Below are 23,033 nucleotides of genomic sequence, written 5' to 3' on the forward strand. Positions count from 1 at the left end.
GAAATTTTATAAATTTCTGTTCTACAACGTAATTTGATAAAATAATGGAGATGCGTTTATGAAGATACTCGTTATCGAAGATGATCATGAGACAGGGCGTTATCTCGAAAAAGCTTTTTTTGAAGCAGGACATTCAGTTGATGTTGCGTATGATGGGGAGAATGGATATGCTTTAGCTGAAACGGGAAGTTATGACGTTATGGTTGTTGATCGTATGCTTTTGCATCGTGATGGCCTTTCTATTATTTCTGAATTGCGTGCTAAAGGCAACGAAACACCAGTTCTTATTCTTTCAGCTTTAGGACAAGTGAATGATCGTGTGACAGGTTTACGTGCAGGGGGTGATGATTATTTGACAAAGCCTTATGCTTTTTCTGAACTTCTTGCTCGCGTTGAAGTGTTGCAACGGCGGAAAAATCCTAAAGAGGCAGAAACCGTTTATTGCGTAGGCGATCTTCAGCTTGATCGGTTAGCGCATACAGTGAAACGTGGTGATAGGAATATCATATTGCAGCCACGAGAGTTTCGTTTACTTGAATATCTGATGCGATATGCTGGTCAGGTTGTTACACGCACTATGCTTTTGGAGAATCTTTGGGATTACCACTTTGATCCACAAACAAATGTCATAGATGTTCATATATCCCGCTTGAGAGCAAAAATTGAAAAAGATTTTGACGTCCCACTTCTCCATACCGTGCGTGGAGCTGGATATATGCTGAAAGAACCAGATGGTAGAGTATGAATCACCTAATTAATATAATGCGCACAACAGCATTAAGGCTTTCAGCGCTTTATATTTTGTTGTTTGGGTTAGTTGCCGCAGGGCTTTCTATTTATATGACGACATTTTCTGCTTCTCTATTGACTGAACAAACTCAACAAGCTTTGCATGAAGAATTAAAGTATATAAAAAATGCTTATAATTATGGTGGGATCCCTTTATTAATGCGCACCATCGATTATCGTTCACGACAACCAGGAGCTTTTCTTTATCTTGTTACTGATCCTATGGGGCGCGCTTTGGCAGGTAATGTAGCACGTATTGAATTAGGTCTTTTAAATCAAAAGGGTTTTATTAAAGATTCTTTTTTGTATTCACGTTTTGAAGAACATGGCAAAACAAATGAACATCACGCTTTGGCAGTTGTTTTTGATTTGCCCAATGCTATGAAGGTCCTTATAGGACGTGATTTGGATGAACCAGAACGGTTTGCCGCAGTTATTCGTAAAGCAGTAATGATTGCCCTTGCGGCAATGGTTGTAGGTGCTTTATTAATATGGTTTTTTGTTGGTCGGCGAGCACTACAACGGATTGATCGTGTTACCGCTGCATCACAACGTTTAATGGATGGCGATTTCAGTGGACGTTTGCCTATTTCTGGGGTAGGCGATGAGTTTGATCGATTGTCCGCTAATCTTAATGTTATGTTAGACCGTATTGAAGAATTAAATATCGGTTTGCACCAAGTATCAGATAATATTGCACATGATCTAAAAACACCTCTGACACGCCTTAGAAATCGTGCTGAAGAAGCGCTTTCTGGGCAAAAGACGAAGCTTGAATATCGTCAAGCGCTTGATGGTATCATTGCTGAATCAGATCAACTTATTCGTACTTTTAATGCTATTTTAATGATTTCACGCATTGAAGCCAGCAATGCAATTGAGCATCTTGAAGTTATGAATATGAAGCGAATCCTTGAAGATGCTGTTGAATTTTATGAGCCTTTCGCTGAAGAATCAGGTGTTTTTCTCCTGTTAGGGAATACATTTGATAAAGAGCTAAAGTTAAATCGTGAACTTGTTGCACAATCTATTTTTAATCTTATTGATAATGCGATTAAGTATGCGTCTAAGGGGCAAAAGAAGGCAGAGGTTTGCTTATCAATGGAATATCGTGGTAAACATTTGTCGGTTGTTGTTAGGGACAATGGTCCAGGAATTGCAGCCGATAAATATGAAAAAGTAACAGAACGATTTTTTCGCCTTCAAGAAAGTCGTACACAGCCCGGTTTTGGTATTGGTTTAAGTATAGCAAAAGCCGTTATGAAGCTTCACGGAGGTGAACTGTTACTTGAAGATGCAAACCCAGGGCTTAAAGCTGTTTTATTATTTCCCTAAAGACATTTTTGCTTCATTGTTCTTTTTTCCGTAACAATTCTTTTTTATCAGTATAATGCAATAGAAAGGAAGGTAAAATGCTTTTAAAGGGAGTACAAACGAAAAATGCTTTCTTAAAAACACAGCTCCTTCCTTTACGTCCCCTTGATAAGAGTGGTTCTCAATGGCTAAACGATATGAAAGAGCAAGCGAAGAAAGAAAATTTAGATTCGCTTGTATTTTATATTGCAGATAAGGGCAAGCAAATTGATTTTATAAGTTCGGTCATGACTTTATCCCCTTATTTGCGTGAGGTTTTGATCACTAATCCATCGTACCTCAACCCCTTATTGGATATTGATATAGAAACAAGGTTGAGCAACATTATAGATGAGATTGCTATTATTGATAAGAACGAAGCTATACACGAAGTTTCATTAATGGCTGCTTTAAGGCGTAAAAAACGGGAAGCTCATGTCCTCATTGCTTTAGCTGATTTAAGTGGTGTTTTTACGTATGAAATTTCATGCGCTTGGTTGACACGTTTGGGAGAAGCTACATTAGGTGTAGCTTTACGTTTTCTTTTAAGAGAGGCGCATGATCATGGTAAGATAAGCTTGTCTAGCCGGGATGATCCGGAAAAAGACTGTGGTTTAATCATTTTAGGAATGGGAAAAATAGGGGCAGGAGAGCTTAATTATTCTTCTGATATTGATCTTATTGTTTTCATTGATGAAATGTCACCTCATATTGGTAATCTTTCTGAGAGTATCGATTTATTCTCTAAAATGGTACGCCGGTTGATCCGGATTATTCAAGAACGTACTGTGGATGGGTATGTTTTTCGTCTCGATTTTCGGCTTAGGCCAGATCCAAGTTCAACTCCTTTAGCTCTACCAGTAAGGAGTGCGTTGCGTTATTACGAGGGGCGTGGTCAGAATTGGGAGCGGGCCGCTATGATTAAAGCACGTCCCGTTGCTGGTGATAAAAGAGCGGGCTTTAACTTTCTCAAGGAGCTTTTTCCTTATGTGTGGCGGAAATATTTAGATTATGCTGCTATTGTTGACATACATTCAATCAAACGCCAAATTCATGCATATAAAAATTATAATCAAATTTCTGTTTATGGATATAATATAAAATTAGGACGAGGTGGTATTCGTGAGATTGAGTTTTTTGTCCAGACCCTGCAACTTATTGCTGGTGGGCGTTTGCCTCAATTACGTGGGCGTCAAACAATTGCAATGTTAGCAGAACTTTGCACACTTGGTTGGATCAGTGAGAAAACAAAAAATAACCTTATAAAAAGTTATACTTTTTTACGAAATGTAGAACATCGTATTCAAATGCTTGCAGATGAACAAACACATATTCTTCCAAATGATGTGTCTCAATTTACGAGTGTTGCATATTTGATGGGTTATCAAGAGAGCAACAGCTTTATTAGAGATTTAATAAAAACGCTTCAAGTTGTAGAAAAACATTATGCTGCACTGTTTGAGAATGAGAAAGAACTTGGTTTAGAAATTGGCAATTTAGTTTTTACAGGTGAAGAAGATGATCCGGAGACATTAATAACATTAGGTCGTTTAGGTTTTAAAAGAGCGAGCGATATTTGTCGTATTATGCGCACACTTCATTGTGGACGTTATAAAGCTACTCAATCTGCTGAAGCACGTGAGAGATTAACAGAATTGACTCCAGCGCTTTTGAAGGCTTTTGGTGCCACCAAACGAGCAGATGAAGTGATGTTGTGCTTTGACAGTTTTTTGCAGGGGTTGCCTTCGGGAATTCAGCTTTTTAGTTTATTGCAGTCTAATCCTTCTCTTTTGGATATGTTAGTGCTTATTATGGGGGCTGCTCCACGTCTTGCGGAAATTATCACACGTAAACCGCATGTTTTTGATGGAATGTTAGATCCAGCGATTTTTTCAGAATTGCCAACAAAAACTTACCTAAAAAATCGGCTTGAGTATTTTCTTGAAGGGGTTTCTTCTTATGAAGAAATTCTCAATTATTTAAGGATTTTTGCTGATGAGCAACGTTTTTTAATTGGTATTAGAATTTTGAATGGAGTAATTACGGGAGAAAGAGCAGGTTTTGCTTTTACTGCGCTTGCTGATCTTATGATCACGAAAACTTTTGCTGTGGTTCAAATGGAATTTGCGCGTCTTCATGGAAATGTTAAAGGAGGACGTGTTGGTATAATGGGTATGGGTAAGCTCGGAAGCCGTGAGTTAACTGCTGGTTCGGATGTTGACCTTATTTTGCTTTATGAACATGATGAGGATGCGGAAATATCTGATGGGGAAAAGCCTCTCTATATCCCTCAATATTATACCCGATTAACACAGCGCTTGGTTGCAGCTTTATCGACTCTTACAAGCCAAGGAGCTCTTTATTCCGTTGATTTAAGATTACGGCCATTAGGTAATAAAGGGCCTGTTGCTGTTTCTTTTCAGTTTTTTAAAAAATATTATCGCAAGGAAGCATGGATATGGGAACACCTTGCTTTAACTCGGGCACGCAGTATTGCAGGTGATCCTGATTTTTTAGAAAAGTTAGAAAATGAAGTGTGTGAAATTATTTCTTTTCCTCGTAATAAAAAGGATGTAGCCAAAGTAGTGCGTGAAATGCGTACTTTGATTGAAAAAGAAAAACCACCAAACAATCGATGGGATTTAAAAACAATTCCTGGTGGTATCATGGATTTGGAGTTTATTGCTCAATTTGCTCTCATTACTCATGTGCTTAAGTTTCAAATTGGAGCAACTACAGCAGATATTTTGATCCACTTACCGAACAGTTTTCTAAGCCAGTCGTTTGTTTTTGATTTACATCATGCCTATAGTCTTTATACAAATTTGAGCCAAATTATACGACTTTGTTTAAACGATTCTCTCAATCCCAATGATATGCCGCCTAGACTCAGTGATCTTTTGTTAAGCAGTATTGGGGAACCTGATCTGTTTCGTATTGAAACATTAATCGAGGAAAATGGACGAGTGGTGCGTTCCATTTTTAAACAGATAATGGAATATTGAATGTGTTTTCTAATGGTTTTATGGAAGTATTGCATGTGTGTATTAGACAAAATCTAAAAAAACACCATAGTGGAATAACAAAGTATCAAAAAGAATCTCTATTTTTAATATCTTCTTTATTTTTGCGTTTCAGAGGAGCAGATAGTGAGAGCTGTTGCAGTTGGTTTTTATGTAGGGTTAAAAGGTTTCTAGGCTAAACTAGCTCGCTTGGGGTGTTGTTGTTTATTCAAAAACGACTATAGGTTTTTCTACCTTTTGTGAATGATGCTATTTGTCAATTTTTTAGTCAATGAATATTATAATCCATGATATCTGATTATATGATGCATGCTACATTAAACACATCCGTGAATTTAGAGATGCTACAAAGTTTTTCAGAAGAGTATGGGTTATGGCGATTTTTCCTCATAAAGATAGTTATGAGAAAATTCTCTGCCTTTTATTTATTGATAATGTTCAAGATCTTTAAAGGATCTAAAAAAAGTCAAAATACTGAATATTCTCCAAAAGAGAATATGTTGTATAAGAAAGATCCAATAAAAAGGCTTTTGGTGGTAAAGTCTCACAAAGGAATTTGTAATATAGCGTTGAGAGATATTTCAGAATAATTATTACGTAAAATTCATGGTGCGTTTTGATGATCTAAAACACAAGTGACTTATGGCAATATGTTTAAGAGAGAAGTCGCACATATTTAGATGGTGAAAGAAACTCCTAATTTTGTATGCAAACATGATTTTCCCTTGAGATGTAAACGGTAAAGGTCTTTTAGAAGAGAAGTAGGGATGGGATTATGTGAATTATTGCGCGGTGCACAAAAATAGTTGTATCGCTGGATACATTTGAGTGTTGGGGTATCAGGCGAAAACCGATTTTGCTAAAACCGGAAAAATGAAGAAATTTAAAACAGATTTAACTTTGTTTGATTGGCATTGTAATGGTTACAGTTGTCCCTTTCGTTTCTTTAGAGGTAATTTCAAGTTTGCCTTTATGTAATTCTAGCAGGGAACGTGAAATAGCTAACCCAAGACCTGAGCCAGTATGGGTTTTGGTGAGTTGATTTTCGACTTGTTCAAAAGGTTGTCCGAGTTTTTCTATAGCTGATTGCGGAATGCCAACTCCTGTATCTTTAATTGTACAGATAAGTTTATTCTTTTTCTTGAAAGCGCAGACATTAATAGTTCCGCCAGAAGGTGTAAATTTAACAGCATTGGAGATGAGATTAAGAAAGATCTGTTTCATAGCGCGGCCATCAACTTCAGCATGCAATTCTGGAGCAATATTTGTTGTAACAGAAATATTTTTTTCTTGAGCCTGTGGTGTAAGTGTTCGCGATGCTTCACTGATAATGGGCTCAAGATTGATATTTTGACAATTAATGGTAAATCTTCCAGCTTCGATTTTGGACATATCAAGAATATCATTGATAAGGGTTAGAAGGTGGGTTCCAGAGTTGTAAATATCGTGCATATATTCTTTATAGCGTTGCGAGCCAAGAGGACCAAAGGTGGATTGCAACATAATATCTGAAAAGCCGAGAATAGCATTAAGTGGAGTGCGCAATTCATGGGACATATTAGCTAAAAATTCTGATTTCGCTTTGTTAGCACTTTCAGCACGTTCTTTTTCTGCTTTCAGACTTTTATTAAGTTTTTCAACTTCTGTTGCACGTTGTTGGGCATTGCCTCGTGCACGTTTCAGTTCTTGAATAAAAGAAAAAAGGCGTCTCTCACTGTCTTTAAATTTTTCCTGTTGTTGTTTAAGTTCAGAAATATCTGTACCAATGCAAACAAGCCCTCCATCTTGGGTGCGTCGTTCATTAATTTTGAGCCAACAGCCGTCCGCTGTTTGGCGAATACTGGTTAAGTTACCAGTACCATCGTCTTTTAGGGGGTATTCATTGATTGCAGGACGGGCCATGGCCTCGACGGTTGCACGTTGGATTCCTGATTGTAAAACTTGTTTAGGGATAGCTGCATATTCACAAAATTTGCTGTTAGACATGACTAACCGCCCTTCCGAGTCCCATAATACAAAAGACTCGGAAATATTTTCGATCGCATCACGGATACGAAGGTCAGCTTGCGCTGTTTCTTCGGCAAGTTGACGCTGTTCACTGATATCAAAGGCAATACCAACCAAATGAGGTTCTTCTTCATCTATAACTTCGGCACGAATACGCATCCATACATAATGACCATCAGCATGACGCATGGGGACATTAATATCGATATGCTTTTTTTTACCACTCATTAACTCCTGAGCAAGATCAAAAAAGTTAGCATCGTTTGGGTTAATAATGGCGGAAATTTGGGAAATTGATAGCAGTGCGTCTTGAGGAATATAGCCAAGCATTTCATAAATTGCTCGTGACCAATAAACACGTCCGCTTGCCATATTCCAATCCCACAATCCACAGCGTCCACGCATCATTGCCATGTCAATGCGGTTTTGAGTTTTTTCTGAAATAAGATCTGTATTGCGCGCTCGTACAATTTGATTGTAATAGGCGTAGAGAAGAGTTAAAATAACGCTCGTAGTTCCTATAAATAGGGTCATATTTAACGAGAAAATTTTGCGCCATTCTAGATAGGTTTGTTGTGTTTTTTCGCCGACGAATACACCATATTGTCCATTTTCTGTCTTTTGAAAGGAAGCAAGAACAGGTTCATCTTTTCCTATTGTGACTTGCATGATTCCAGGGTGTTTTCCGAGAGATTGTGGTGTAATTTTTTCAGAGGTAAAATCCTGTAAAGGTTTTCCTAAGATGATCTCGGGGCTGGATGAAGCTAGGACAATTCCTTTTTGATCGACGATGACAATAATAGTGCTGAGACTGATAAGACCTTGATTACGAAAATTAGTAAGAATATTTTGTAAATGATTGTGGGAAAGAACAGTGGCCTTTCCTTTCTGAGTAGAAGCATGTAAGTCACGATCAATTATATTGCTAATATGAGAAGCTAAGAAAGTGATGGTAGAACGCGTATTTTTATTGATCGCATGGCGCCAATCATAGATTGATACGAAACGAATTACTGCTAATACAACAAGAAATGTCAGAATTATAAATGGAATAGAACGTCGCAGCCAAGGTTCAATCAATAAAAGCTTTTTATAGGCTGAGCCAGAAAGCAGATTGATACGCTCTATCCGCGTTTTTTGATTTTGAGCGCTCGATTTTGAATTAGCATATCCCTCTGTTGGCGCATTATATGCGTCCAATTTAGCCATTTTTAGTTCCTTCAATCATGGAATTATGTGTTTCAAAAACTGTTTTGGTGTTCATGGTAACTTTATAGGGTCCAATGAATCAAAACAGGAGTCTTCTGTCCAGTCTTTTTTTATAAAAAGTGGTTATACTTTTACGAACATAGAGAATGGGAATAAAAAAACATAAAATAACCTATAAACAGGCTTCCACTATCTGTTTATAGGTTTATATGCTTATCAAGCGGTTCGTTTCTTATTTTCTAAGGAAAATTTAAAACATTTTTTTATTTTAAGTAAGTAGTCGGTTAATGATATCAGCTACGTCGCTTGACAATTTTTGAGCTGTTGCAATTGTTTTTAATGCAGTTTCAAATTTTTGTCGTCGAATAGGTTCTAACTGTCTCCAAGAGCGCATCATTGTTAATAATCGTGAAGCAAGCTGTGGGTTTTTTTTGTCAATTTCTAAAATGAGTTGGCAAAGAAAGTGATATGATGCACCATCAACTCTATTAAAGCCTGTTAGGTTGTTAGAGGCAAAGACACCAATTAAAGCCCGTACACGGTTAGGATTATCTTGTGAAAAAAGCGGATTTTTCATGAGTTTCTGAATATTCTCAAGTGTTGATTCTCCCGCAACCGCTGCTTGAATGGAGAACCATTTATCCATAACTAACGGGTTATGTCGATATCTGTTTTCAAAATCGCTTAAAGCATTTTGGGCCTGTTCACTTTCGTTAAAGCGTTGCACTAAAACGGTTAGACTGGCTATGCGATCAGTCATATTATTAGCTGTTGCATATTGTATAGCAGCACGGTTTGGTTTGGCTTCAGCGATGGACAGATAATCTAATATAATATTTCGTAATGCTCGCTTTCCAACTTGCTCAGTATTTGGTGAGTAAGGATCTTTGCTCTGCATTTGCTCATAAACTTTTGTTAGGAGCTCTTGATGCGTATGTGCAATAGAAGCTAAAAACTGATTGCGTAGATTGTGAATAAGATCTGGATCAATATTTTCACCGATTGTATGGGCGAGCTCAATCTCACTAGGTAAACTTAAACAAAATGCACGGAACTCCGGTTCAAGGCGTTCATCTTTAATGATGGTTTCAATCAATTTTAGCAAAGGAAGAGGCATATCTCTTTGTGTTTTATCTTGAATAGCTTTAATCAAGGCTTGCATCATCAAATAATTAAGCGACTGCCAACGATTGAGTTGATTACTATCGTTTTGTGTAAGAAAAATGAGTTCGCTTTCATTGAACGGAGTTTGCAAATTAATAGGTGCAGAAAAGTTCCGGAGTAGTGACAAAACGGGTTTTTCGCGTAGCCCTCTTAATGTAAACGTTTGGGTTTCTTTGGATAGAAGCATAACATCTGATTGGATGTCCGTATCAGCCTCATAAGTTAGAGATTCTCCATTATGCCCTAAAAGGCCAAAAGCAATAGGAATGAGCATAGGCTTTTTTGTGCTTTGTTGCGGTGTTGCTGGAATATGTTGTTTTGCATGCAACGTTAAAACACCATCGCTATAATGGTGATTTATTTCTACATTTGGCGTTCCTGCTTGTTCGTACCACAGCATGAACTGTGAGAAGTCTCGACCAGAAACTTCTGCAAAACAAGCTATAAAATCTTCAATTGTGCAAGCTTGTCCATCATGACGTTGAAAATAGAGATCCATTCCTTTCCGAAAAAGATCAGATCCTAAAATAGTATGCACCATGCGAACGACTTCTGCACCTTTTTCATAAATGGTTGTGGTGTAAAAGTTATTGATTTGGCTGTATTGACGAGGACGTACAGGATGAGCAAGCGGACCAGAATCTTCAGTAAATTGCATAGCTTGCAATGTTTTTATATTTTCAATTCTCTGTAGGCTGCGTACATTTTGGTCTGACGAAAACTCTTGATCACGATAAACAGTTAAGCCTTCTTTTAAACAGAGTTGAAACCAATCACGACAAGTAATACGATTCCCGGTCCAGTTATGGAAATATTCATGAGCAATGACGCGTTCGATATTCCTATAATCATGATCGGTTGCTGTTTCAGGATCTGCAAGAACATATTTATCATTAAAAATGTTAAGTCCTTTGTTTTCCATTGCACCCATATTAAAGTCGGAAACAGCAACAATATTGAAAACATCGAGGTCATATTCGCGCCCGAAGTGTTGCTCATCCCAACGCATGGAGCGTTTTAGGGCGTCCATTGCATAGGTTGCAAATTTGGTCTTTCCTTTTTCCACATAGATACTAAGTTTGATAGGTCGACCAGAGGCGGTGGTAAAATGGTCTTCCAACTTATCAAGATTACCACCGACTAAAGCAAAGAGATAAGATGGTTTTGGGTAAGGATCTTCCCAAATGGCAAAATGATTGTTTTCCTCAAGAGTTCCTGTTTCTATGAGGTTTCCATTGGAAAGTAAGATAGGAGCAGTTTGATAATTTGCTTCAATTTTAACCCTATAGGTGGAAAGGACATCTGGGCGGTCATAAAAATAGGTAATACGGCGAAAACCTTCTGCTTCACATTGTGTACAATAAACACCATTTGAAAGATAAAGTCCCATGAGTTGGCGGTTATTTTCAGGATTTAGTTCAGTAATCAATTGCAAGGTAAAAGGAGCTGCTGGTGGTGCTGTTATTTCTAAACGTGAAGGAGTGACTTTATAGGCATCTTTAGACAATGTTTCGCCATTAATAGAAATAGAGACTAATGTAAGATTATCGCCAGAAAGTATAAGAGGTGCCAGTTCTTTTGTGTTGTAGCGAGGCTCAATAGATAATGTTGCTGTAACATGGGTTTTTTTGGGAGCCAAACGGAAGTGAAGTTGTGTTTTTGGTATAGTATAAGGGGTTGGTTTATAATCTTCTAAACGATAAATGGGTGCTGTTGATTGTTGCATAATTTTTTCCTATTGTATATTTAAGGGTTACGGATTGAAAGAATATTGATTTTTAAAGACAGTATAAGATTAAGAAATTACAAAATGCTGTCTAGGCGGTTTTTTACTTCTAAGAAGTCTATCCATGTAAGCTTTTTTTGACTAGGAGTTCGGAGGAGATAAGCAGGATGAAAGGTTGGCATAACAGGTATTTTTGTATTGTTTTCGCTTTCATAGATGAGCCATTTTCCTCGAGTTCTAATAATCCCGTTTTGGGATTTTGTCAGAAATTGTGTAGCAATTCCCCCCAGTGCTATGAGAATACGAGGATTAGCTAAATAAATTTGCCGTTCAATGAAAGGGCGGCATAATGCAACTTCCCTTGGTGTTGGTGTACGATTTCCTGGTGGGCGCCAAGGAATAGTATTAGCTATGTACACATTATTTCTGGTTAAGCCAATTGATGCAAGGATTTTATTCAGTAACATTCCTGCCTTTCCTACGAAAGGAATTCCTTGTATATCTTCTTCTCGTCCTGGCGCTTCCCCTATGAGCATAAGTGGACTTCCCGCTGTTCCATCTGAAAAACAGGTATTTTTTGCTGTTAATTTTAAAGAACAGCCATTAAATGCAAGGAGAGCAGATTTTAATTCATCAAGCGTATTCGCATTCTTGGCTATCGCTATAGCTGAATGCTCATCTTTCATGGCACAACTGTTAGATAAGGGATGATTACGTAACTTTATGGTTGATGATGTCTGTTGATTATGAGAAATGTTTACCGCTTGTTGTGTTGATTTCTTCTCTGAAGAAAAAGATTGGCTAAAACGATCAATAGGTGAATCTGTTAGGATAGCATCCACACCACTCTCTTTATAAAAGTTTAAGAGTTCTTCATATGAGATCACATGTGGTATTTGATTTAACATTTTATTCTTCTTATGATCTATCTATTACGTATAGAGCAGATAACATTGTTCTTAAAATTTTATGCTGTGTTCGTTAGTGATTTATATATGGAATAATAATGTTCTCTTTTTTCGTCGAATGCAAGTGATATAAATTGAAACACTCTGGAAGTGATATTATAGGGTTATAAAGTTATAAAAGGTTATTATCTAGTAATGTATATATTAAAAGTATAAATAAACTTTTTTTACTAAGCGAAACAGTTCTATATCTATAGATATACATTTTTTGAAAGAAAAACAATGGTGTAAAATATCAAATGCAATAAGAATATTTCATCAGATTGTAATATAATATTAGGTTTTTAATAACCTTTTTTATTGTGATTTAACAGCAATGTATGAATATATGCTTTTGCATTTTGTATTGCTTGAGTCATAGATTCATTTAAAGCCAAATGTGCTGCAATAGCGCTTGAAAGGATGCAACCTGTACCGCGCATTGTTCCTGTCAGGCGAGGAGTGGAAATATTTATAATTTTTGTTTTATCAACTAAGCTATCTGTTGCAAGGGGGCCCTCTGCGTGTCCACCCTTTACTAAGATAAAGCGCGGACCAAATGATAGAAGCTTTCTTGCTTGTTGTATTGTTTCTTCATAATGAGATGCTAATGGACTTTGGCTGAGAAGAGCGAGTTCTTCTCTATTCGGCGTTAAAAGATCAACATGAGGGAGAAGTTTATTAGTTAAACTTTCTATAATTTTCTCTGTTGTCAGCTTTCCTCCTGATGAAGCGACAAGTACAGGGTCAAGAATAACTGGAATACTGGGATAGTCTTTTAGTACATTACAGATTGCTGCTATAATTTCTTGGGTTCCTGTCATACCAATTTTTATTGCACTTATTGGATTGGCCTCTAAGGCTATACGCATTTGTGCGGCAATGAATTTTGCACTCATTGGAACAATTTCAGCAACGTGGTTATCATCTTGTGCGTTAACGCAGGTGATGGCTAGATTTACTTTTATTTGAAAATGTGCAGCTGTTTCTATATCACGAACAATACCGGCACCTCCCGTTGGATCGGTTCCCGCAATAATTAGAAGAGAGGGAATTAACGCCATGCTTGCGTTACCTTTATCCATTGTTGGACACGTTGATCAGGTTTTTCATGGAGAATAATATCGGTTACAACAGCAGCACTATTTACTCCTGCTTTTAAAACATCAATTGCCCGTTCTGGTGTTAAGCCACCAATACCTACTAAAGGTAAAGTACCAATCCGTTTTCTCCATTGTTTGATTTTTTCTAGTCCTTGCGGTTTCCATTTCATTTTTTTTAAGATAGTTGGATAAATAGGACCAAGTGCGATATAGTCTGGGCTAACAGATAGCGCAATATCCAATTCATGTACACTATGTGTGCTAAGACCAAATCTTATCCCATTTTTACGAATTGCGGGAAGGTCAGCATTTCTCAGATCTTCTTGTCCAAGATGAATAAAATTGCATTTTTCATCAATTGCTATTGTCCAATGATCATTAATAATTAATTGCGCCCCCAATCTATAGCATATGCTTTTTGCACGTTTAATATGTTGACTGATTGCTTTCGGATTTTCATTTTTCATCCGTAATTGTATGAGTTTGACGCCAAGAGGAACTAAGCGTTCAACCCAATCTGCGTTGTCAACAATGAGGTAAAATGGATCCAGTTTCATGAAAATACTGCTTTTCCAATGACTGGTGTTGAAGGAACTGCTACATCTCTTGCTTCGAGAATGCCGGCTTTATATCCCATACGTCCTGCCTGAATAGCTTTAGAAAATGCTTCAGCCATTAAAACAGGATCATCTGCTTTGGCAACTGCGGTGTTAAGAAGTACCGCATCATAACCAAGTTCCATAGCAACAGCAGCATGTGATGGACGCCCAATCCCGGCATCAATCACGAGAGTGACGTCTGGAAGGTAAGCGCGAATAGAGCGCAATCCATCGGTATTGCGGGGGCCCTTTGCAGATCCAATAGGAGCACACCAAGGCATAATGACTTGACATCCAATATCTAAGAGCTTTTCCGCAACAATGAGATCATCAGTTGTATAGGCAAAAATTTTAAAACCTTCACTATTTAAAATTTGTGCTGCTTCGATTAAGGAAAAAACATTTGGTTGTAGGGTATCGGAATTACCTATAATTTCGAGTTTAATCCAAGATGTTTTAAAGATATCCCTTGCAAGTTTTGCAGTTGTAATAGCTTCTTTAACAGTGTAGCAACCAGCGGTATTGGGAAGTATTGTTACATCCAATTCTTTAAGGAATTGCCAAAATTGTCCACCTTTTTTTCCACCGGATTTTTCTCGGCGCAACGAAACTGTTACAATTTCTGTATTTGATTTACCAATAGCATCACGAAGGATTGCTGGTGAAGGATATAGGGCTGTACCTAACATAAGACGAGAAAAGAATTTACGACCATAAAGATTCAGCATAATTTTATCCTCCTTGCATTGGGCTTAAAATTTCAATTTTATCTCCTTCATGTAAAGTACATAGATTTCGTGCATCTACAGGAATGACTTCTGCATTGACAGCAGTTGCTAGCCAATTTCCTTCATAACCCAATTCTTCAAGTAAGAGATTGAGAGTGCGGGCTTCTGTTTGTATTATTTCACCATTGACAAATATTTGCATGTATTACTCCAATACTAATTTCATCGCTTGTTTTGCCATTTCTGGAGATAAAAGAAAACCATGTCTATAAAAGCCATTAATAGAAATATGGTTATCATGTTTGTGTACACAAGGTAAGTTATCAGGATAGCTTGGCCGTATGCCAACACCAGATTCGATAATTTCTGCTTCAGCAAAGGCAGGATGTAAGGTATAGGCCGCGTTGAGTAACTCCATCATTGATCTCGCTGAGATAGAACCATTGAAGTTACTTTCAATCATTGTAGCTCCAATCATAAAAATATTCTTTTGTCGAGGTACAACGTAGAGTGGAATACGTGGATGGAGAAGACGAATTGGACGAGAAAGTTTAATATCTGTACTGCGTACGAGCAACATTTCGCCGCGTACTCCTCGTATGTTTTTATCTTTTCCTAAACGCGCTATTCCTGTTACATCAATAACAATATCAAAATTTGTTTCAGATGTTTCTACATCAACAAAACGCACTCCATTTTTTATGAGGTTTTCTTTCAGAGTAATGAGTGCTTGGCGAGGATCGAGATGCGCTTCATTTTCATAAAAGAGGGCACAGTTAAAACGTTCTGCGAGATCTGGTTCAAGCTGAGCTATTTCCGCAGCATTTATGATTTTGTGATTGTGTGTGCGCACTGAAAATCGTTCAAGTTCTTTCATATCCCGTATAGGTGCAACAACTAAAGTGCCTTTTTGTGTTACAAGATTAGGGAGTGTTTTTTTCCACCATTTTATAGCTTGTATGCCAAGATCCTCGACAATTTGCATAGTATTTTCTTTTTCACAATAAGGCGCAAGCATCCCTCCTGCATACCAACTGGCAGTTCCTACAGGAGAGTGAGGAGGTGCCGATACGGTAACAAAAGCCCCTTTTTGCTGTAACATAAAGGCGGCTGTTAAACCACCTATGCCTGCGCCTTTAATAAGGATGTTCTTCAATTGTCTACTATCTCTTTTTGAATAGAATTAACTTCTATGTAAAGGTCACCATTTTTTTGATATTTCTCAGCCATGGCAGCCATGCCTTCACCTTTTGTTTTTTTCATTGAAGCTGCGTTACGAATATCATGAGAAATCCGCATAGAACAGAATTTTGGTCCACACATAGAACAAAAATGCACCAATTTATGAGCTTCTTTAGGCATTGTTTCATCGTGGAAGGTGCAAGCTGTTTCTGGATCAAGAGAGAGATTGAACTGGTCATGCCATCGAAAATCAAATCGGGCACGTGAAAGGGCATTATCGCGCAATTGTGCTCTGGGTAAACCTTTGGCAAGATCAGCAGCATGGGCAGCAATTTTATAAGTGATCACACCGATTTTTACGTCATTTTTATCAGGAAGTCCTAAATGTTCTTTAGGAGTCACATAACACAGCATAGAAGTTCCAAACCACCCAATCATGGCGGCTCCAATTGCTGATGTAATATGGTCATATCCGGGAGCTATATCTGTTGTAAGGGGTCCCAAAGTATAAAAAGGTGCCTCATGACAGAGATCTAGTTGTTTGTCCATATTTTCTTTAATTTGATGCATTGGGATATGACCAGGCCCTTCAATCATAACCTGTACGTCTTTTTCCCATGCGACTTTTGTTAATTCTCCTAGAGTTTTTAATTCAGCAAATTGGGCTTTATCATTGGCATCGGCAATAGATCCAGGGCGCAATCCATCTCCCAATGAAAGTGAAATATCATACATGCGGGCAATATCACAAATTTCATCAAAATGTTCATACAAAAAACTTTCTTTGTGATGATGCAGACACCATTTTGCCATAATGGAACCGCCCCGTGAAACAATACCTGTTGTGCGATCAATGGTTAAAGGAATAAAAGGTAATCTTAATCCTGCATGAATGGTAAAATAATCAACACCCTGTTCTGCTTGTTCGATTAGGGTATCGCGGAAAATATTCCATGTTAAGTTTTCAGCAATACCTTGTACTTTTTCGAGTGCTTGATAAATCGGAACAGTTCCTATAGGAACTGGGGAATTTCGAATAATCCATTCACGGATATTGTGAATTTCTCGACCTGTTGAGAGATCCATAACTGTATCTGCTCCCCAGCGAGTAGCCCAAACCATTTTATCCACTTCTTCTGCCATAGAGGAGGTAACTGCTGAATTGCCAATATTTGCATTAATTTTAACACGAAAATTGCGCCCAATGATCATTGGTTCGCATTCTGGATGATTAATGTTCTTTGGAATTATAGCGCGTCCACAGGCAATTTCATTCCGAACAAATTCTGCAGTATAAATTTCTGGTATTGATCCACAAACTGTTGCATTCGGTTGCACTTTTTGTTTGTCGTTTATTGTTAGCCCTTCATTTTCTCGTATAGCTACATATTCCATTTCTGCTGTAATAATGCCCGCGCGTGCATAGGCCATTTGTGTAATTGCTTTACCATTTTTTGCTCGCAAAATAGGACGTTTTTGTTCAAAAATTGGTGTAGTTTTTTTATCATAGGCAAAGCCATTATCTTCGGGTTTGACTGATCGTGCAGGATAAGGTTCAGTGTCAGCACGTTTAGATAGCCAAGGTGAGCTAATTGCTGGCAAGCCTTTTGTAATATCAATGACTGTATCTTTGTCGGTGTAGGGTCCAGAAGTATCATAGACGGTTAAGGGTTTTTCACCGCTGCCATCTGTTAATGAAATTTCGCGGAATGGTACGTGTACATCAGAAAAGAGAAGACTCTGTTTATAAATTTTGCGTGAGGCTGGAAAGGGGCTGCAATTGATTGATGGAGTATTTTTCTGCACAAACTTTTTCCTTATAGACACATAGTTTAAAAACAGGTTGCGATATTAATGGGGATGTATTCAAATTATCAATTATGTGCGCTTGAATTGAGGAGGTATGTAATATTCCTTTTATATCAAAACACACTCAAATAAAGATCAAAAAACTTTATTGAAAAAATCGATAAAATATATTTAATAATATTTGCATTACACCCTCCAAAGTACTTTTATTAGTGCTAGCATGGTTGGCTTAAATACTCATATTGTCAACTGTAAAGATGCGTTTTAAACGGTTTTAATGCATTTTTGAGAATTAAGGTGGATATCATGATTAAGTAATTAGCTGCTATATGCTATATTTGTGGTATAGTTATAACAAATATTGAAATTCTATTATTCATCTTTTTGTAACTTAAGGTTTATTCTCTGTAACTATTTTTTTGTATTTAGAACGCTTTGTATGAATAAATGTTATACTGACTGTCTTCTATTTATACTATAAAGTGCTTTAAGTTGTTATATCGAGAGAGTTGCAATGCTGCAAAATGAAAAGGTACGCTGAAATTACGTTAATAGGTGAGCGATACCATAAATTAAAATTTTATTAAGCTTACTTCGTTTTTGCAGAACAGAAAAAGCAAGCTGCGTGTAGACTTGGAATACATAGTTTAGAGGAAATAAAATCTTTTACTTTAATTTAGAGTTTGCTTATCAAAAGTTCTCTGGAAAAGATTACGCGAGAAATTAGAAATTATAGCTTTTAAAAAGACTATTATGCAAGTTAATTAAGTCATCAATGAAGCTGTTTGATGATTGCAGATTCTTTTAGTCAATTTTCTGGTTTTATTGCAATTTTGCAAATATCAGGTTGGTTGTATTTTTTGCTATTAAGTTGATAGTATAGATTCAGTTATTAAAATGGTTTAGAAAGTGCTTGTTGCGACTTTGTTATAAAGAAAAGAGAATGCCAATAATTTTAGCTGCTACTCAAAAAAATTTATTGCTCTTGCAAAAAAGCACTACGTGTAATAAAATATACCAAATAGAGGTTGGCTACATGTGGGGGCAAGTTGTGGCGAAAAGTTGGCTTTAAAGATTCAGTGTACAGCTTCTGTACAGAAGAGTGGTGCAGCGTGGGGTCGGTGTTTTTTCTGTTCACATAAAATCAGGATATATTTTAGATATGTGGTGCTCTTTTAGCTTACTGGATGCATTATGTTCAGATTGAGTTAGCGTGTGGGAAATTCTCCAGATGGTACGTTAGACTGAAGAGAATAAGCACTCAAAAAAGATATGAAACCTAGAAAAATAGTTTGCAGGAACAGGTTAAACGCAACAAGATGTGTTTAAAAGGTATTGCTGTGCATATAAAGATATGACTTGCTAGTTCTTGCTAGTTAAAGAGACTAGATAAAATCTTCTTAGCTTGTTTTTGATGAGTATAAATTAAAAGCACCTATGTAGGTTTTTATGATCATATGATTAATATGTTGAATTTATTGTGTAATTTACAGAATACATGGGCGATACACAAGCACGGATAGTAAAAATATTACTAATAAAAAATTTAAAAGCGTTGCAGACGTTAGCTAGAGTAGCGGATTTCATCAAGCATTCCTAATGTATTAGTGTTTCCGGTTAGATCGACGGGACAATAACATTAAATGGTGCTCATATTGGGTACATAGAAGAAGATTTATGAATAATATTTGTAAATTTTACAACAAGATAGAAGCTTTCAAAATGTAACAGTACAATCACAAGGAGAAATGATAAGCGAGTAATATTAAATGGGGTAAGCACATTTTTATTAGAAATTGTGTAGTGAGTTTAGTTTATTTAATCGGAGGTAACAAAGAGAAACACAATTGGCAAAGACAGGGTGGCGCAAGGGGAAATGATGTATCACACCAATGATGACAAAGTTTTCATACTTTTGCACACATTTAAAGGCTACAAACTATTAATTGATCCATAAAAAAGGCAATTGGTTGTTTTATATGCTTAGAAAAAAGAAATAACTCAGAGAATTATTGAGAAGAATGGGGGACTATAATGTCTGATATTTATGATTGGTCACTGATAGCTGATAAAAATGCTAATTCAGATAATATTATTAATTGGGCAGAGGGGCAGCCGCCTAGTTCTGTCAATGATAGTGCGCGTGCGATGATGCAGCGTGTGCGTGAATATCTTGCAGATAGTGGTGGCTCTATTAATTCAAATTTTACTACGAATGCACAAGAAAAAACAACCTCAATTACACTAACAACGGTTTCGCCAATAGCAAAATACCAAAATGATATAATTGTACGTTTTAAAGCTTGTGGTGTGAATATTGGTTCTACGATAATAAACGTTAATAATATAGGAGCGAAACCACTCTATAAAGCCACGAATATGGGTATCATACCATTAGAAGGCGGTGAATTACAAACAGGGGGTATTTATGAAATAATTTATAATAGTGATGCGTCAACAAAAGATCGTGAAGGCTGGTATCTCTTAAATCCCACACCGCTTCCACCACCAAAGATAAAAATTTTTCCTTCAGGATTTATTGCGACATTTGCTATGCAGAAAGTGCCAAGTGGTTGGCTTTTATGTGATGGCGCGACCTATGAGCGCAAAGATTATCCGCAATTATTTGAAGCAATAGGAGATCAATGGGGAGCCGACAGTGAGACAACCTTTAAAGTTCCCGATTTTAGAGGAATGTTTTTACGTGGTTTTGATGCTGGTCGTGGTTTAGATAGAAATAGACAATTTGCCGATGTGCAGCAGGATAGTCTTAAATCACATACACATAACTGCGTCATTGAAGAAGCGGGTGCGCATAGACATGATTTTCAGTACAGTGGAGTTGGGACTGGGGCTAACGATATTGGCCATAGAAATCCTTTTTATAGGCGTGAATTTCTCTCGGGAAAGACAGGGCTTGCTGGTAAGCATCGGCACAATGCGACTATTTTCGCAACGGGTGAGGAGGAAACGCGTCCTGTAAATACAACGGTTGTTTATGCCATAAAATCATAAGCTTTTTGGATGATCAATAATTTATTCGCTATTGGATAATATCGTGGACACGAAGCAATTCGTGTCCTTTTTTTACAAGTCATAGAATGGTTTATGCAGCATTAATTGAGATATTTAACAATATAAAACCAATACTTGAATGGTTTTTTAGTTAAAAGTTTTGGTAGTTATAGTGATGATATGTATTTTATTATAGAAAGATTTGTTAAACATTATTTTCTTCGTAAGTATGTACAATGCAGGAAAATTTAGTAAAAATATCAGCAAATTATTTTTAAGCTGGTCTTTTTTCGCAAAGTTTTTTCTAGAATATGTTCAATTATAGTATCTTCAATATGGGGTAAAAGAAGTAACGTATCTGTAATGTTATCCTTTATAAAAATTAGCTTTAAGAAGTGACTTTTGATTGTGGGGGTGTATTTCGTTTTATTGTATACTTTATTTTGGTTCAAAAAGATTGTTTTCTTTTCTAGAATACAATACTATTACGTGGGCAGGACGGCTGTTTGGGGTAATACAAAGGGAATATCTGTTTTAGGTAATTCAGAAACGATTAAGGAGCAATGGTAGACATCGCGTAGATTTTGCGTTGTTAAAACGTTAGATGCACTTCCCTCGCAATAAATTTTTCCCTCTTTTAGCAATATCATTTTATCTGCATAATGTGCGGCAAGATTGAGATCGTGGAGAACGGCAAGAACGCCACCACCAGAATGGGCAAAGCTTTTAGCAATATTCATAACAATAATTTGGTGTTGTATGTCGAGGTTAGCAATGGGTTCATCTAATATCATCCAACGAGGTATTCCATTATAAACTGGTTTAAAAATTTGGCAAAGTACACGGGCAAGTTGTACCCTAGCTTGTTCTCCACCTGATAATTTATGATAATATTGGTTGCTATAGTCGGAAAGTCCGACACGTTCTAAAGCTTTTTCAATGAAATTTTGCAATTCGATTTTTGCAATGGTAAATTGGTTTGCATAAAGACCAAACTCTACAACTTCGTGAACCAAAAACGGAAACGCTAGTATTGTTGATTGTGGTAGCACTGCTCGCATCTTTGCCATTTCATAAGTTTTTGTCTGACTAACGTCACAACCATTTAAGGTCATTTTTCCACTGTAACGAATTTCCCCACTCAGTGCTTTTATGAAAGTACTTTTTCCAGATCCATTTGGCCCGATAATGACGGTAAAGTAACCGCTTTTAGCGTGGAGGTTTATGTGGTTAAGAACCTGTTTTTTCCCGCGTTGAACACAAATATTAATCGCTTCAATCATGAAAAATTTATTCCTCGTTTGCGTATAAGAATCCACAGAAAAAAAGGTGCACCAAAAAGTGCTGTAACGATTCCGATTGGCAATTCTGCAGGAGCAACAATTAAGCGTGCAAAAGTATCAGCAAAAATAAGTAATGACGCTCCTAAGAGAGCAGAACATGGAATAAGATAATGGTGGTCGCAACCAATCACTTGACGTAAGATATGTGGAACAACAATACCAATAAAGCCAATACCACCACTAACAGCAACTGCACTGCCACACATAAGAGCGACAAGAAGAATAGAAATATTTTTAACTCGTTGAATGTGGAAACCAATATGGCCAGCAACAGCTTCTCCAAGAGAAAGAGCATTAAGTGCTCGTGATAAAAAGGGTGCAAAAAGAAGTCCGATACAGATAAAAGGCAAAACAAGCCAAACTTTTAACCATGTCGCACCCGCAAGAGAACCAAGATTCCAAAAAGTAATGTCACGTAATTGTTGGTCATTTGCGATAAAAATTAATGTTCCAACAATTGCACCGCTTAAAGCACCAAGAGCAATACCTGCAAGCAGCATTGTTGCTATAGATGTAAAACCGTGATGTGTTGCTATTGTATAAAGAAAAATTGTCGATAAAAGTCCGCCAAGAAAAGCGCCTATAATAACTTTGTAAGGTTCTAAAAATGGTATTAATGAAGCAGGAAAGGTAATACCTATCACGATTGCTAAAACAGCACCAAGACCTGCACCCGCGGATATACCTATAATTCCAGGATCTGCAAGAAGGTTACGGAAAAGTCCCTGCATGAGAACACCAGAGACAGCTAACGCCGCTCCAACCAACAACCCCAGAATGATGCGGGGAAGTCTGATGTCGATAAGCACTAGATAGTCACGCGTTTTGCTGCTTACTGAAAAGTCTTGCGTAAACATTACGTGAAGGAAATCAAAGAAAGAAACATTTGAAGCACCATTCAAAAGTCCGCCAAAACTGCTGCAAATAAGAAATATTATCAAGCTTAACGATATGATCTTTCTCAAATTTGTACGGCTTATTTTTTGCCTTTCTTTTGTTTCAGATGCATATACTGTGGATGTTCTATCTACCATTT

Annotated in this window: 15 protein-coding genes; 4 read left to right on the forward strand and 11 right to left on the reverse strand. The window is 37.1% G+C overall.

Annotated features, from left to right (window positions below; translation table 11 throughout):
• Positions 1-58: 58 nt before the first annotated feature.
• The 3 genes from WCP76_RS02230 to WCP76_RS02240 all read left to right on the forward strand — a co-directional run bounded on the left by WCP76_RS02230 (position 59) and on the right by WCP76_RS02240 (position 5,147).
• Positions 59-745: a winged helix-turn-helix domain-containing protein gene (locus WCP76_RS02230; RefSeq protein WP_336294071.1), complete on the forward strand. Its 687-nt coding sequence runs from the start codon at positions 59-61 to the stop codon at positions 743-745.
• Positions 742-2,124, forward strand: coding sequence for a sensor histidine kinase (locus WCP76_RS02235; RefSeq protein WP_336294072.1), 1,383 nt, complete (start codon positions 742-744; stop codon positions 2,122-2,124). The genes WCP76_RS02230 and WCP76_RS02235 overlap by 4 nt, the downstream gene beginning before the upstream one ends.
• Before the next feature lie 77 nt (positions 2,125-2,201).
• Positions 2,202-5,147, forward strand: coding sequence for a bifunctional [glutamine synthetase] adenylyltransferase/[glutamine synthetase]-adenylyl-L-tyrosine phosphorylase (locus tag WCP76_RS02240; RefSeq protein ID WP_336294073.1), 2,946 nt, complete (start codon positions 2,202-2,204; stop codon positions 5,145-5,147).
• Positions 5,148-6,059: 912 nt separating this feature from the next.
• Here the strand turns inward: WCP76_RS02240 and WCP76_RS02245 are convergent.
• The 9 genes from WCP76_RS02245 to thiC form a co-directional block, all read right to left on the reverse strand.
• Complete coding sequence (locus WCP76_RS02245) at positions 6,060-8,381, reverse strand: PAS domain-containing sensor histidine kinase (protein ID WP_336294074.1); 2,322 nt, start codon at positions 8,379-8,381, stop codon at positions 6,060-6,062.
• 268 nt (positions 8,382-8,649) lie between these two features.
• A complete protein-coding gene (gene pepN, locus WCP76_RS02250) occupies positions 8,650-11,271 on the reverse strand; it encodes an aminopeptidase N (RefSeq protein WP_336294075.1) in 2,622 nt (873 codons plus the stop codon).
• Positions 11,272-11,348: 77 nt separating this feature from the next.
• A complete protein-coding gene (locus WCP76_RS02255; RefSeq protein ID WP_336294076.1) occupies positions 11,349-12,179 on the reverse strand; it encodes a uracil-DNA glycosylase in 831 nt (276 codons plus the stop codon).
• 344 nt (positions 12,180-12,523) lie between these two features.
• On the reverse strand, positions 12,524-13,282 hold the full coding sequence (locus WCP76_RS02260) for a hydroxymethylpyrimidine/phosphomethylpyrimidine kinase (RefSeq protein ID WP_336294077.1): 759 nt from the start codon (positions 13,280-13,282) through the stop codon (positions 12,524-12,526).
• Entirely contained in the window at positions 13,273-13,878 is a 606-nt protein-coding gene (locus WCP76_RS02265) for a thiamine phosphate synthase (protein ID WP_336294078.1), read from the reverse strand. The genes WCP76_RS02260 and WCP76_RS02265 overlap by 10 nt, the downstream gene beginning before the upstream one ends.
• Entirely contained in the window at positions 13,875-14,648 is a 774-nt protein-coding gene (locus tag WCP76_RS02270; RefSeq protein ID WP_336294079.1) for a thiazole synthase, read from the reverse strand. Before WCP76_RS02270 ends, WCP76_RS02265 begins: the two co-directional genes overlap by 4 nt.
• Positions 14,649-14,652: 4 nt before the next feature.
• Positions 14,653-14,850, reverse strand: a complete 198-nt coding sequence (gene thiS, locus WCP76_RS02275) for a sulfur carrier protein ThiS (RefSeq protein WP_336294080.1) — start codon at positions 14,848-14,850, stop codon at positions 14,653-14,655.
• A 3-nt stretch (positions 14,851-14,853) separates the two neighbouring features.
• A complete protein-coding gene (locus tag WCP76_RS02280) occupies positions 14,854-15,804 on the reverse strand; it encodes an FAD-dependent oxidoreductase (protein ID WP_336294081.1) in 951 nt (316 codons plus the stop codon).
• Complete coding sequence (gene thiC / locus WCP76_RS02285) at positions 15,801-17,636, reverse strand: phosphomethylpyrimidine synthase ThiC (RefSeq protein ID WP_336294082.1); 1,836 nt, start codon at positions 17,634-17,636, stop codon at positions 15,801-15,803. Before thiC ends, WCP76_RS02280 begins: the two co-directional genes overlap by 4 nt.
• A 2,037-nt stretch (positions 17,637-19,673) precedes the next feature.
• Between thiC and bgtC the strand changes: the two genes are divergently transcribed.
• Positions 19,674-20,654, forward strand: a complete 981-nt coding sequence (bgtC, locus tag WCP76_RS02290; RefSeq protein WP_336294083.1) for a gene transfer agent tail collar protein BgtC — start codon at positions 19,674-19,676, stop codon at positions 20,652-20,654.
• Between the two features lie 485 nt (positions 20,655-21,139).
• On the opposite strand, the gene WCP76_RS02295 is transcribed toward bgtC, so the two are convergent.
• Positions 21,140-21,937 (reverse strand): heme ABC transporter ATP-binding protein, encoded by a 798-nt coding sequence (locus WCP76_RS02295; RefSeq protein WP_336294084.1) that lies wholly within the window; start codon positions 21,935-21,937, stop codon positions 21,140-21,142.
• Complete coding sequence (locus tag WCP76_RS02300; protein ID WP_336294085.1) at positions 21,934-23,031, reverse strand: FecCD family ABC transporter permease; 1,098 nt, start codon at positions 23,029-23,031, stop codon at positions 21,934-21,936. Before WCP76_RS02300 ends, WCP76_RS02295 begins: the two co-directional genes overlap by 4 nt.
• Positions 23,032-23,033: the final 2 nt, after the last annotated feature.

The organism is Bartonella vaga, assembly GCF_037070895.1.
GTDB lineage: Bacteria > Pseudomonadota > Alphaproteobacteria > Rhizobiales > Rhizobiaceae > Bartonella.